We start from the raw sequence: 13,251 nt of genomic DNA, 5'->3' as shown, positions 1-13,251 counted from the left end.
TTCTATGTATATTCCTAAAAGTTAGTTCATAACTTTTTTATAAACGCTTAGGGTATATACACCGGACCACCGGACATTCTTGTTTTCGTTCGCCGCGAAGCGGCGTTTCCATGAGATGTGAGGTAGGTATGGTCCGGAACACAATCACCCCAGTGCAGATCGCCAGGGCATTGCGTGTCGCCAAGGAGTGGCAGTGATGTCCAGTCTGGCAGACGCAGTCGTCCAGAGTGATCTGGACATCGCCCCGCTGTTGTTGCCCGCGCAAGTGCTGCGCAGCGACGCACAAGCCATCAAGGCCGCCCAAGAGCTGGCGCAAGTCGCGCGCCTGCAGGCGGCCAAGCGTGATCAGCAGCGCAAGCTGCCGTGGTCGGAAATCGAACAGTTCACCCGCAGCGGCCTGGGCAGCATTGCCATCCCGCGTGAGTACGGTGGGCCGCAGGTTTCGTTCGTCACCGTCGCCGAAGTCTTCGCGATCATTTCCGCGGCCGACCCGGCGCTCGGGCAGATCCCGCAGAACCAGTTCGGCATCATCAATCTGGTGCTCGGCAGCGCCACCCAAGCGCAGAAAAAGCACCTGTTCAAAACCGTGCTCGAAGGCTGGCGCATCGGCAACGCAGGCCCGGAACGCGGCACCAAAAACACCCTTGAACTCAAGGCGCGCATCACCGCCAGAGACGAGGGTTTCGTCCTCAACGGGCAGAAGTTCTATTCCACCGGCGCGCTGTTTGCCCACTGGGTCGCGGTCAAGGCGCTCAACGACGACGGCAAGCAAGTGCTGGCTTTCGTGCGGCGTGGCACACCGGGGCTGCGCATCGTCGATGACTGGTCCGGCTTCGGTCAGCGCACCACCGCCAGCGGCACCATTGTGCTGAACAACGTGCAGGTCGACGCCGATCTGGTGATCGACAACTGGAAGATCAACGAAAAGCCCAATACTCAGGGCTCGATCTCCCAACTGATCCAGGCCGCCATCGACGCCGGCATCGCCCGGGGCGCCATCGATGACGCCATCGAATTCGTTAAAACCCGCGCGCGGCCATGGGTCGATGCCAACGTGGAGCGCGCCAGCGATGACCTCTACGTGATCGCCGATATCGGCAAGCTGAAGATCGAACTGCACGCCGCCGAAGCCCTGTTGCGCAAGGCCGGGCAAGTGCTCGATCAGGTCAGCGCCGCGCCGCTCACTGCCGAGTCCGCCGCCCGCGCCTCGATTGCCGTGGCCGAAGCCAAAGTGCTGACCACCGAGATCGCGTTGCAGGCCAGCGAAAAACTGTTCGAGCTGGCCGGCAGCCGCGCCACCCTCGCCGAATTCAACCTCGACCGCCACTGGCGCAACGCCCGCGTGCACACCCTGCACGACCCCGTGCGCTGGAAGTATCACGCGGTCGGCGCCTATCACCTGAACGGCACTTTGCCGGCTCGCCATTCCTGGATCTGAAACCAGACATCTGGAGAAGCACATGACCCTTTCTCAACGCGTCGCGGTCATCACCAGCGATGAGCAAGCCCTGATCGTCGCCAGCGACCTGGCCGAAGATTTCAAACGCGACAGCGCCCTGCGTGATCGCGAACGCCGTCTGCCACACCCGGAGCTGGAAGTGTTCTCCCGCTCCGGCCTGTGGGGTATCAGCGTGCCGAAGGAATACGGCGGCGCCGGCGTTTCCAACGTCACCCTGGCCAAGGTCATCGCCTTGATTGCCCAGGCCGACGGCTCGCTGGGACAGATTCCGCAGAACCATTTCTATGCCCTGGAAGTGCTGCGGGTAAACGGCAGCGAAGAACAGAAACAACGCCTCTACGCCGAAGTCCTGGCCGGCCAGCGTTTCGGCAATGCCCTGGCGGAACTGGGCACCAAGACCGCCCACGACCGCACCACGCGACTGACGCGCGATGCCGACGGCTATCGGATCAACGGCCGCAAGTTCTACGCCACCGGAGCGATCTACGCCCAGCGCATTCCCACCTCGGTGATCGACGAAAACGGCGTGCAGCAACTGGCCTTCGTCCCCCGCGACAGCCAGGGCCTGACGGTGATCGACGACTGGAGCGGCTTCGGCCAGCGCACCACCGGCAGCGGCTCGGTGGTGTTCGAGGATGTGTTCGTCGCCGCCCAAGACGTGATCCCCTTTCAAAGCGCCTTCGAGCGCCCGACCCCGGTCGGCCCGCTGGCCCAGATTCTTCACGCTGCCATCGACACCGGCATCGCCCGCGCCGCCTACGAAGACGCCCTGCATTTCGTGCGCACCAAAACCCGGCCATGGATCGACGCCACCCACGACAGCGCCAGCGAAGACCCGCTGACCCTCAAGAGCTTCGGCCACTTGAGCATTCGCCTGCACGCCGCCGAAGCCCTGCTGGAACGCGCCGGTGAGTACCTCGACAAGGCCCAGGCCGAAACCAACACAGACACCGTCGCCGCCGCCTCGATTGCCGTCGCCGAAGCACGAGCCATCAGCACCGAAATCTCCCTCGCCGCCGGCACCACCCTGTTCGAACTGGCCGGCAGCCAGGCGACCCTGCGCGAGCACGGCCTGGACCGGCACTGGCGCAACGCCCGGGTGCACACCCTGCACGACCCGGTGCGCTGGAAGTATCACGCGGTGGGCAATTACTACCTCAACGATGCAAACCCGCCACTGCGGGGGACCATCTGATGAGCGAGGCGAAAAAGAAGATCCTGCTCAACGCGTTCAACATGAACTGCGTCGGCCACATCAACCATGGCCTGTGGACTCACCCACGGGACACCTCGACCCAGTACAAGACCATCGAGTACTGGACCGAGCTGGCGCAATTGCTCGAGCGCGGACTGTTCGACGGCCTGTTCATCGCCGACATCGTCGGTGTCTACGACGTGTACCAGAACTCGGTGGACGTGCCGTTGAAGGAGTCGATCCAGCTGCCGGTCAACGACCCGCTGCTGCTGGTGTCGGCCATGGCGGCGGTGACGAAAAACCTCGGTTTCGGCCTGACCGCCAACCTCACCTACGAACCGCCGTATCTGTTCGCCCGCCGCCTGTCGACCCTCGATCACCTGAGCCGTGGGCGCGTGGGCTGGAACATCGTCACCGGCTACCTCGACAGCGCCGCCAAGGCCATGGGCCTGAGCGAACAGGTCGAGCACGACCGTCGCTATGACCAGGCCGACGAGTACCTGGAGGTGCTCTATAAACTCTGGGAGGGCAGCTGGGAAAACGACGCGGTGCTCAACGATCCGCAGCAGCGGGTGTATGCCCAGCCGAGCAAGGTGCACAAGGTCGAGCACAAGGGCGAGTTCTATCAGGTCGACGGTTATCACCTGTGCGAACCCTCGCCGCAGCGCACGCCGGTGCTGTTCCAGGCGGGCGCCTCCGACCGTGGCCTGCTGTTCGCCGGACGCCACGCCGAGTGCGTGTTCATCAGCGGCCAGAACAAACCGTCGACCAAGTCCCAGGTGGACAAGGTCCGCGCCAGCGCCGTCGAGGCCGGGCGCAACCCCGAGGACATCAAGGTGTTCATGGGCCTGAACGTGATTGTCGGCGCCACCGAGGAACAGGCCTGGGCCAAGCACGCCGAGTACCGCAGCTACGCCAGCGCCGAGGCCGGCGTGGCGCATTTCTCGGCCTCCACCGGGATCGATTTTTCCGAGTACGAGATCGACGAACCGATCCAGTACGTGAAGAGCAACGCCATCCAGTCCGCCACCAGGCACCTGCAGAACAACGACTGGACCCGGCGCAAATTGCTCGATCAGCACGCCCTGGGTGGGCGCTACATCACAGTGGTGGGTTCGCCGGAGCAAGTGGCGGACGAGCTGGAATCCTGGATCGCCGAAACGGGGCTGGATGGCTTCAACCTGACGCGGGTTGTCACGCCGGAAAGCTATGTGGATTTCATTGAGCTGGTGATTCCCGAGTTGCAGCGGCGGGGGTCGTACAAGACCGCTTATGAGGGGGGCAGCTTGCGGGAAAAGCTGTTTCGCGAGGGGGCGCTTTTGCCTCAGCAACACACGGGCTCGGCCTACAGACGCTAACCCTGTGGCGAGGGGGCTTGCGCCCTCGCCACAAAGTGTACGCATCACTCATTAATTGACTGGAACAACCAACATGAAAAAAACCAACCTCTCCCACCCAGTCAAAGCACTGGCCCTGGCCCTAGGCCTCTTCAGCTCCCTGACCTTCGCCGCCGACCCCCCGCTGAAAATCGGCACCACCGCCGCCTTCGCCATCCCGCTCGAAGCCGCCGTCGCCGAGGCCGGCAAACAAGGCCTGAAAGTCGACCTGGTGGAGTTCAGCGACTGGATCGCGCCCAACGTCAGCCTCGCCGCCGGCGACATCGACGTGAACTACTTCCAGCACATCCCGTTCCTGGAAAACGCCAAGGCCGCGTCCGGTTTTGACCTGGTGCCGTTTGCACCGGGAATCATCAACAACGTCGGCCTCTACTCGAAAAAATACAAAAGCTTCGACGAGCTGCCCGAGGGCGCCAGCGTCGCCATCGCCAACGACCCGATCAACAGCGGTCGTGGCTTGCAGCTGCTGGCCAAGGCAGGGCTGATCACCCTCAAGCCCGGCGTGGGCTACAAGGCCACCGAGGACGACATCGTCGCCAACCCGAAGAAGATCAAGATCCTGCAAGTCGAAGCCGTGCAACTGGTGCGCGCCTACGACGACGCCGACCTGGTCCAGGGCTACCCCGCCTACATCCGCCTGGCGAGGACCTTCGACGCAGGTTCCGCCCTGCTGTTCGACGGCCTGGACCACAAGGAATACGTGATTCAGTTCGTGATCCAGCCCAAGAGCAAAACCGACCCGCGCCTGATCAAGTTCGTCGACATCTACCAGCATTCGCCCGCCGTACGCGCCGCACTGGATAAAGCCCACGGCAAGCTGTACCAAGCCGGCTGGGAGAGCTGAGCATGACCGCCGCCACCCAATTGCGACTTGAAATTCCAGCGCCCCATGACGCGCAGCAGACCGAGCTGCACCCAGAGCTCAACCGCGCCCACGTGCGCTTCATCAACCTGGGCAAAACCTATGACGGCCAGCAAGGACCGGTGGCCGCCCTGCACGGCATCGACCTGGCGATTCAGCGCGGCGAAGTGTTCGGCATCATCGGCCGCAGCGGCGCCGGCAAATCGTCGCTGATCCGCACCATCAACCGCCTCGAACAACCGAGCAGCGGCCGGGTGCTGATCGATCAGGTGGACATCGGCGAGTTCGATGAAGACCGTCTGGTGGCGCTGCGTCGGCGCATCGGCATGATCTTCCAGCACTTCAACCTGATGTCGGTCAAGACGGTCTGGCAGAACGTCGAATTGCCGCTCAAGGTCGCCGGTGTGCCCAAGGAAAAACGCGAGCAGAAGGTGCGTGAACTGCTGGAGCTGGTGGGCCTGGAAGCCAAGCACAAGGCCTATCCGTCGCAGCTGTCCGGCGGGCAGAAACAGCGTGTCGGCATCGCCCGCGCGCTGGTTCACGACCCGGCGATTCTGTTGTGCGACGAGGCGACTTCGGCGCTGGACCCGGAGACCACCCAATCGATCCTCGGCCTGCTGCGCGAGATCAATCAGCGGCTGGGTTTGACCATCATTTTGATCACGCACGAAATGGCAGTGATCCGCGAAATCTGCGATCGCGTCGTGGTGCTGGAACGCGGCCGCGTGGTGGAACAGGGACCGGTGTGGGAAGTCTTCGGCAACCCGCAGCATGAGGTCAGCAAGACCTTGCTCGCGCCGTTGCAGCATGCGCTGCCGGTGGAGCTGCAAAGCCGTCTGCAAGCGCAACCGCAGACCTCGCAAGACGCTGTCGTCCTGCGTCTGCAATTCACCGGCACGGCACAGGACGAACCGGACATCGCCGCCCTGTTCAGCGCCCTCGGTGGCCGCGTGCGTCTGCTGCAAGGTGGCGTGGAGCGGATTCAGGGCCATGCGCTGGGGCAATTGCTGCTTTCGGTGACCGGCTCGACCTTGAACGCCGAGCAATTGCGTCAACGCGCCGGGCAATGGGCGCAGCAGGTGGAGGTGTTGGGTTATGTGGTTTGATCGCTTGCTGCAAGGCTTCATCGATACCTTTCTGATGGTCGGCGTGTCGTCGCTGATCGCCCTGCTGGCGGGCATTCCGCTGGCGGTGATTCTGGTCACCAGTTCCAAGGGCGGCATCTACGAAGCGCCGGCGGTGAACCGTGCGCTGGGGGCGTTTGTGAACCTGTTTCGCTCGGTGCCGTTTCTTATCCTGATGGTGGCGCTGATTCCGTTCACCCGGCTGATCGTCGGCACCACCTACGGTGTGTGGGCGGCCGTCGTCCCGCTGACCATCGCCGCCACGCCGTTCTTTGCGCGGATCGCCGAAGTGAGTTTGCGCGAAGTGGACAACGGCTTGATCGAAGCGGCCCAGGCCATGGGTTGCCGGCGCCAGCACATTGTCTGGCATGTGCTGTTGCCCGAGGCGCTGCCCGGGATTGTCGGCGGATTCACCATCACCCTGGTGACCATGATCAATTCCTCGGCCATGGCCGGGGCGATCGGGGCTGGCGGGTTGGGCGACATTGCGTATCGGTATGGGTATCAGCGGTTCGACAGCCAGATCATGTTGACCGTGATCGTGTTGCTGGTGGCGTTGGTAGCGGTGATTCAGCTGAGCGGCGATCGGCTGGCGCGTGCGCTCAACAAACGCTAATACCCGCCACGACACACACCCTGTAGCAGCCTTCGGCAGCTGCTACAGGGGGAGGTGTTGATGGCATGGAAAAGCAGTCCCATCTTTTTGGGGCCGCTTCGCAGCCCAACGGGGCGGTGCGACGTTTCAACAAGCCCCCCTCGCCACAGGGTATATTCGGCAAATCCCCAATTGCCTGCGCAGCCCACCATGAAACAAACCCCCGACGACCTCAAAAAAATTACTGACACCACCCTGGGCCATTACAACTCGGTGGCCGAAGGGTTTCGTGAAGGCACGCGCGATCACGATGTGAGCCAGAACATCGATGCGCTGTTGCGACACATCCAGGGCGAGGCGCCGTTCGACATTCTTGATTTCGGCTGTGGCCCCGGTCGCGATTTGCAGACGTTCACGCGCATGGGCCACAAGGCCGTCGGCCTGGACGGCGCGGAAAAATTCGCGCAGATGGCGCGGGCTGACAGTGGGTGCGAGGTCTGGCATCAGGACTTCCTGAAACTCGACCTGCCGGCCGAGCGTTTCGACGGAATCTTTGCCAATGCGGTGTTGTTTCACGTTCCGCTTCAGGAGCTGCCTCGGGTGCTGAAGCAATTGCGTGCTGCGTTGAAGCCTGGGGGGGTGTTGTTCAGCTCCAATCCTCGTGGCGAGAATGAGGAGGGCTGGAACGGGCCGCGCTATGGGTCGTATCACGATCTGGCGGCCTGGCAGCGGCTGATGACCGAGGCGGGGTTTGTGGAGTTGGAGCATTACTACCGGCCGGCGGGGTTGCCTAGGGAGCAGCAGCCTTGGTTGGCCAGTGTCTGGCGCAAGGTGTAAGGCTTTGGATTTGCGGTGTCAGGACTGACGCCATCGCGGGCAAGCCCGCTCCCACAGGTTTCGAGGTGAACACTAAATCTGTGTACTGCGCCAATCACTGTGGGAGCGGGCTTGCCCGCGATGAGCGCGAAGCGCTCGATTCTATTTCACCTCTTTCTGCGGCTCGCGAATCTTGTACCAGGCCACATAAAGCGCCGGCAAAAACAGCAATGTCAGCAAGGTCGCAATGATAATCCCGCCAATCATCGCGTAAGCCATCGGCCCCCAGAACACTTCCCGGGCGATCGGGATCATCCCCATGCTCGCCGCCGCCGCGGTCAACAGAATCGGCCGCCGACGATGGTCGGTGGCCTGCAGCACCGCATCCCACTGTGAATACCCTTCGCTGACGAACGCATCGATCTGCGTCACCAGAATCACCGAGTTGCGGATGATGATGCCGATCAGCGCCAGGATCCCCAGTATCGCCACAAAGCCCATGGGCGTGCCGGTCGGCACCAGCGCGAGCACCACGCCGATCAGGCCGAGGGGCGCGACGCTGGCCACCAGGAACATCTTCTGCACGCTGTGCAGCTGGATCATCAGGAAGGTCGCCATCAGAAACAGCATCAGCGGCACGACCTTGGCAATCGGCCCCTGGGCCTTGGCGCTTTCCTCCACCGTACCGCCGGTGGCGACCGTGTAGCCCACCGGCAAGCCGGCGGCGAACTTGTCCATGTCCGGCTTGAGCACCGTCACCAGGTCCGTCGGTTGAATCTCGCCCAATGTGGCGGCCTTGATGGTCACCGTCGGCTTGCGATCGCGACGCCACACCAGCGGCTGCTCCAGCTCATAGCGCACGGTGGCGAACGCCAGCAGCGGAATCGAGGTGCCGCTGGGCGTGACGATCTGCAGGTTCTGCAGGGTATCGGGCGTGCCGCGCTCGGCGTCCACGGCGCGGCCGACCACGTTGATCAGGTAGATGTCGTCGTCGACTTGGGTCACCGTCGAGCCGCTGACGATGCTGTTCATCAGGTTGGCCACATCTTCGGAGGACAGCCCCAGCTGCCGCGCCTTGTCCTGGGCGATGTCGACGCGCAGGACCTTGCCCGGCTCGTTCCAGTCGAAAATGATCTCGCCGATGTAAGGGTTCTTGTCCAGTTCGCTGGCCAGGTCGATGGCGTGTTTGCGCACCTGATCGATGTTGTTGCCGCTGACCCGATACTGAATCGGCCGCCCCACCGGCGGGCCCATTTCCAGGGCCTGCACGTAGCTGCCGATGCCGACGAAATCCTTGCGCAGGCGTTCGCGCAGACGATCACTGAGCGCCTTGCGCGCTTCGAAGTCCTTGCTGACGATCACCAGCTGCGCGTAGTACGGGTTCTGCAATTGCTGGTCGAGGGGCAGGTAGAAACGGATTGCGCCCTGGCCGATATAGGTGCTCCAGCGCACGATGTCCGGGTCGCCCTTGAGCGTCGCTTCGAGCTTGTCCACGGCCTTGCGGGTTTCGTTGATCGAGGCGTTCTGCGGCAGGTTCAGGTCCACCAGGATTTCCGGGCGATCCGAAGACGGGAAGAACTGGTTCTGCACAAAACGCATGCAGAACACCGACAGCGCGAACAGCAGCACGGTGATGCCGATGGCCCACCAGCGATTGCGCATGCCCCACAGCAGGCCGCTGTTGAACGCCCGCCCCAAGCGCCCCGGCTCCGCCGAGTGCGGCTTCACCTGGGTGCTGAGAATGTGCACGCCGATCACCGGCGCGAACAGCACCGCGACGATCCACGAGACGATCATCGCCACGGCGATCACCGCGAACAGGGTGAAGGTGTACTCGCCCGCCGAACTGGCGTTCAGGCCAATGGGCACGAAACCGGCGACCGTCACCAGGGTGCCGGTGAGCATCGGGAAGGCCGTCGAGGTGTAGGCGAAGGTCGCCGCCTGCTCCTTGGTGTCGCCCAGTTCAAGGCGCGCGACCATCATCTCCACGGTGATCATCGCGTCGTCCACCAGCAGGCCCAGGGCGATGATCAGCGCGCCGAGGGAAATCCGCTGCATGGTGATACCGCTGTATTCCATGAACACGAACACCATGGCCAGCACCAGCGGAATCGAGCACGCCACCACCAGACCGGCGCGCACGCCAAGGCTGATGAAGCTCACCACCAGCACGATCACCACCGCTTCGAACAATGCGCTGGTGAAGCCGCCTACCGCCTCCTCCACCACCTGCGCCTGATCGGAGACGTTGTACACGCCCACACCCACCGGCAGGTCGGCGGTCAGCTCCGTGATGCGTTCGTGCAGGGCCTTGCCGAACACCTGAATGTTGCCGCCCTTCTGCATGGCGATGGCCAGGCCGATGGCTTGCTGGCCGTTGTAACGAAACTCCGGGTTCATCGGGTCGACGTAGCCGCGCCGAATCTCGGCGACGTCGGCCAGTCGATAGAAGCGGTCATTGAGCCGCAGGTTGACGTTGGCCAGATCTTTCTCGGACACGAACTGCCCGGAGGTGCGCACCGAAATCCGCTCAGGCCCGGCTTCGATCACCCCCGCCGGGGTCACGGCGTTTTCCTTTTGCAGGCTTTGAATGACCTGGGCTTCATCGATGCCCAGCGCCGCCAGTTTGCGGGTGGAGAAGTTCAGGTAAATCACTTCGTCCTGCTGGCCGACCATTTCGATCTTGCCCAGCCCCGGCACGTTGTGAATCTCGGCCCGGGCCTGTTCGACGTAATCGCGCAACTGGCGCATCGTCAAACCATCGGCGGTGAAGGCATAGATCGAACCGAACACATCACCGAACTCGTCGTTGAACGACGGGCCCTGGATGCCCTGGGGAAACTGCCCGCGGATGTCGCCGATTTTCTTGCGCACCTGGTACCAGATTTCCGGAATGTCACCGGCCTTGGTGGTGTCGCGCAGGTTCACGAACACTGTCGATTCACCGGGGCGCGTATAGCTTTTCACGTAGTCGAGGGAGTCGAGTTCTTCGAGCTTTTTCTCGATGCGGTCGGTGATCTGCTTGAGCGTTTCCTCTTGGGTCGCGCCGGGCCAGCGGCTCTGGATCACCATGGTCTTGATGGTGAACGATGGGTCTTCCTCGCGGCCCAGGTTCATGTACGAGAACACGCCCATCAGCAGGGCGACGAACATCAGGTACCAGACGAACGACTGATGTTTGAGCGCCCATTCGGATAAGTTGAAACTCCCTTTCATTGTGGGCTGTCCTCATCGACTTTCACTTTTTGCCCCGGTTTGAGGCTGTTCACACCGGCACTGACGATCCGCTCGCCGGACTTCACGCCACTGGCCACCAGCACGCTGCTGTCGGTGCGGCTGATGATGCTGACGTTGCGCGGCGACACGGTTTTGCTTTGCGTATCGACGACCCAGATGCGCGGCTTGCCATCGACCTCCTGCAAGGCGGTCAGCGGCAGTTCGATCTGCGGCGTGATCGCCGAGCTCAGGGTCACGCTGATCGCCGTGCCCAGGCGGAAAGCAGTCGGGGTTTGGGTGAGGGTCAAGCGCGCGCGGCGGGTGCGCGTGGTGCTTTCGGCCTGGGGCTCGATCTCGCGCACGATGGCGGTGGTGTTGATTTCGGGGTTGAGCTGCGAGGCCACCTGAAACACCACGTCCGAAGGCAGCTGGTCGACCAGAGTGTCCGGCAGGTCGATCACCGCTTCCTTGATGTCCGGCTGCGCCAGAGTCACCACCTGCTGACCGGCGGTGACGACCTGGCCGGCTTCGGCGTTCCACGCGGTGACTACCGATTTGTGGTCGGCGCGCAGTTCCACGTAATTGAGCTGGTCCTTGGCCTGATTCAGCGCGGCCTGGGCCTGATCGAGGGAAGCCTGGGTGGTTTTCAGGTCGGTCTGGGCATTGTCCAGTTGCGCCTGGGAACCCACGCCCTGATCGAACAGGCTCTGCTGGCGGCGCGCCGTGGCCTGGGCGTTGATCAGTTGCGCCTGGATGCTCGACAGGTTGCCTTCTGCGGTGCGCAACTGGTTCTGCTGGTCTGTGGGGTCGAGGGAGGCGAGCAAGTCGCCCTGCTCGACTTCGGCGCCGACGTCGACGGCGCGGCTGGCGATGCGCCCGGGAATCCGGAAGCCCACATTGCTTTCATAACGGGCCTGGATGTTGCCGGCAAAGCGCCCAAGATTCTGCTCGCCCAGCGCCTCGACCTTGATCGACAGTACGGGGCGGATCGGCTCCGGCGGCGGTTCCTGTTTCGAACAGGCCGCCAGCAGCAAACCGGCCACTACCACTGACAGACGTTTCATTGCTGCCCCTCCGTGGCCAGTTCCTTGTAGGTGTTTTCGGCGATCTCCACGGCGACGCCAGGGTGCAGCAACTGGCCGCCGGCGATGACGACCTTTTGCCCGTCCTCCAGGCCGCCACTGATGATGACTCTGCCAGTCAGGTAGCGGCCGACGGTGACCGGGTGCAATTGCGCCTTGCCCTCGCCGTCCACCAGCCACACGGCGGGTTTGCTGACGTCCTTGGTCAGCGCCGACCACGGCAACTGCACAGCGGCCTTGCCACGGGTGGAGCCCGTGGCGCTCACCACGGAGCCCAACTGCATGCCCGGCGGCAGCGCGTCGAGAGTGACTTTGACCTGCACCGTGCCACTCTGCTCGGAGACCGCCGGGGTCACCTCGCGAACGGTACCGGTGGTCTTGATCTGCGGATTGTCGAGCAGGCTGACTACCAGTTTCTTGTCCGGTGGCGGCTCGGCCAACAGCGACTCGTACACATTGAACACGGCATCGCGATCACCGTCCTGGGCCAGGCTGTAGATCGGCACCGTGGCTTGCACCACCTGGCCGACTTCGGCCTGACGCGCGGTGATCACACCCGGCGCCTCGGCAATCAACGCGGTATAGCTCAGTTGTTCGCGGGCATTGGCCAGTTGCGCCTGGGCCGCCGCGAGTGAGCTCTGGCTGCTGCGCAACGCGGCCTGGGCCGAATCGAACTCGCTCTGGCTGGTATAGCCCTTGGGCAACAATTTTTGCTGACGCTCGAACGACGCGGCGTTCTGCTTGAGCTTCGCCTGCTCGGCGACGACCTGCGCCTGGGCCGAATCGACGTTGGTCTGCAGGTCTTTGGGATCGAGCCGTGCGAGCACCTGCTTGGCCGTCACCCGATCGCCGACATCGACCTTACGCTCGATGATCTTGCCGCCCACCCGAAAAGAAAGCTCGGTCTGCACCCGCGCCTGGACATCGCCGGTCAACGTGACGTTGGCCCCGTACTCGCCCTGTTTGACGACCTGCACGAACACCCGAGGACGATCCTTCTCGGCCATCTTCTTCTCACCACACGCCCCCAGCATGGCCAACAGGCACAGGCCAAGGGCAAATTTCAATCCGGGACCAGCCATGCAGACTCCTTTGCGTTTAACGGGCGCAACATGTCTGTCAGCTTAGAACAGGGTTCTGCGCCCGCATCGTGTTGAACCAAATAAAGTGGCCGTACGCATACCCTGTAGCAGCTGGCGAAGCCTGCTGGCGGAAACCGCCCAGGCCGGCGTGGTCAATGCGTTGGCTCGCGAGGGCGGCCTGGGCATTTGCCGAGGTAAAGGAAGACGGCTATTTCGCCAGCCCATGTAGGACGGATCTTTTTTTCGAATTACCCCTCCAAGGACGCACCGCTATTGGCCAGACTCCGGCCGAACCATCACAAGGAAGAGAAAAATGGCAGACGTGAAAGAGCCGCAACCGATGAGCAAGCAGGACTTTCTCAAGTTGCTCGTGGCGTTACGCAGGGCGTTGAAGGCGAAGGCTTCTTGAGGCTTTTTGTGAAT

10 protein-coding genes are annotated in these 13,251 nt (G+C 62.8%); 7 read left to right on the top strand and 3 right to left on the bottom strand.

The features are described 5' to 3' along the window. Positions 1–196 precede the first annotated feature (196 nt). The 7 genes from HNO86_RS08025 (at position 197) to HNO86_RS07995 (ending at position 7,469) form a co-directional block, all read left to right on the top strand. Complete coding sequence (locus HNO86_RS08025; RefSeq protein WP_175376466.1) at positions 197–1,438, top strand: SfnB family sulfur acquisition oxidoreductase; 1,242 nt, start codon at positions 197–199, stop codon at positions 1,436–1,438. Positions 1,439–1,460: 22 nt separating this feature from the next. After that, positions 1,461–2,654 carry an SfnB family sulfur acquisition oxidoreductase gene (locus HNO86_RS08020; RefSeq protein WP_175376465.1) on the top strand — a complete coding sequence of 398 codons (1,194 nt, stop codon included), beginning with the start codon at positions 1,461–1,463 and terminating at the stop codon, positions 2,652–2,654. Beyond that, positions 2,654–4,012 (top strand): LLM class flavin-dependent oxidoreductase, encoded by a 1,359-nt coding sequence (locus HNO86_RS08015; RefSeq protein WP_175376464.1) that lies wholly within the window; start codon positions 2,654–2,656, stop codon positions 4,010–4,012. The genes HNO86_RS08020 and HNO86_RS08015 overlap by 1 nt, the downstream gene beginning before the upstream one ends. A 73-nt stretch (positions 4,013–4,085) precedes the next feature. Beyond that, positions 4,086–4,895: a MetQ/NlpA family ABC transporter substrate-binding protein gene (locus HNO86_RS08010; RefSeq protein ID WP_175376463.1), complete on the top strand. Its 810-nt coding sequence runs from the start codon at positions 4,086–4,088 to the stop codon at positions 4,893–4,895. A gap of 2 nt (positions 4,896–4,897) precedes the next feature. Next, on the top strand, positions 4,898–6,019 hold the full coding sequence (locus tag HNO86_RS08005) for a methionine ABC transporter ATP-binding protein (protein WP_175376462.1): 1,122 nt from the start codon (positions 4,898–4,900) through the stop codon (positions 6,017–6,019). Beyond that, on the top strand, positions 6,009–6,653 hold the full coding sequence (locus HNO86_RS08000) for a methionine ABC transporter permease (protein ID WP_175376461.1): 645 nt from the start codon (positions 6,009–6,011) through the stop codon (positions 6,651–6,653). The genes HNO86_RS08005 and HNO86_RS08000 overlap by 11 nt, the downstream gene beginning before the upstream one ends. 189 nt (positions 6,654–6,842) lie before the next feature. After that, positions 6,843–7,469 carry a bifunctional 2-polyprenyl-6-hydroxyphenol methylase/3-demethylubiquinol 3-O-methyltransferase UbiG gene (locus HNO86_RS07995; protein WP_175376577.1) on the top strand — a complete coding sequence of 209 codons (627 nt, stop codon included), beginning with the start codon at positions 6,843–6,845 and terminating at the stop codon, positions 7,467–7,469. A gap of 141 nt (positions 7,470–7,610) precedes the next feature. On the opposite strand, the gene HNO86_RS07990 is transcribed toward HNO86_RS07995, so the two are convergent. Genes HNO86_RS07990 through HNO86_RS07980 form a run of 3 tightly spaced genes read right to left on the bottom strand, consistent with a single transcriptional unit; the run spans position 7,611 to position 12,828 of the window. Continuing rightward, entirely contained in the window at positions 7,611–10,664 is a 3,054-nt protein-coding gene (locus HNO86_RS07990; RefSeq protein ID WP_175376460.1) for an efflux RND transporter permease subunit, read from the bottom strand. Continuing rightward, positions 10,661–11,728 (bottom strand): efflux RND transporter periplasmic adaptor subunit, encoded by a 1,068-nt coding sequence (locus tag HNO86_RS07985; RefSeq protein ID WP_175376459.1) that lies wholly within the window; start codon positions 11,726–11,728, stop codon positions 10,661–10,663. Before HNO86_RS07985 ends, HNO86_RS07990 begins: the two co-directional genes overlap by 4 nt. Continuing rightward, positions 11,725–12,828: an efflux RND transporter periplasmic adaptor subunit gene (locus HNO86_RS07980; RefSeq protein WP_175376458.1), complete on the bottom strand. Its 1,104-nt coding sequence runs from the start codon at positions 12,826–12,828 to the stop codon at positions 11,725–11,727. Before HNO86_RS07980 ends, HNO86_RS07985 begins: the two co-directional genes overlap by 4 nt. Positions 12,829–13,251 lie beyond the last annotated feature (423 nt).

It is taken from the genome of Pseudomonas sp. C1C7 (assembly GCF_013359595.1).
Lineage (GTDB): Bacteria > Pseudomonadota > Gammaproteobacteria > Pseudomonadales > Pseudomonadaceae > Aquipseudomonas.
The sequence above is the reverse complement of the archived record's forward strand: the minus strand, read 5'-3'. Positions and strand labels throughout refer to the sequence as shown.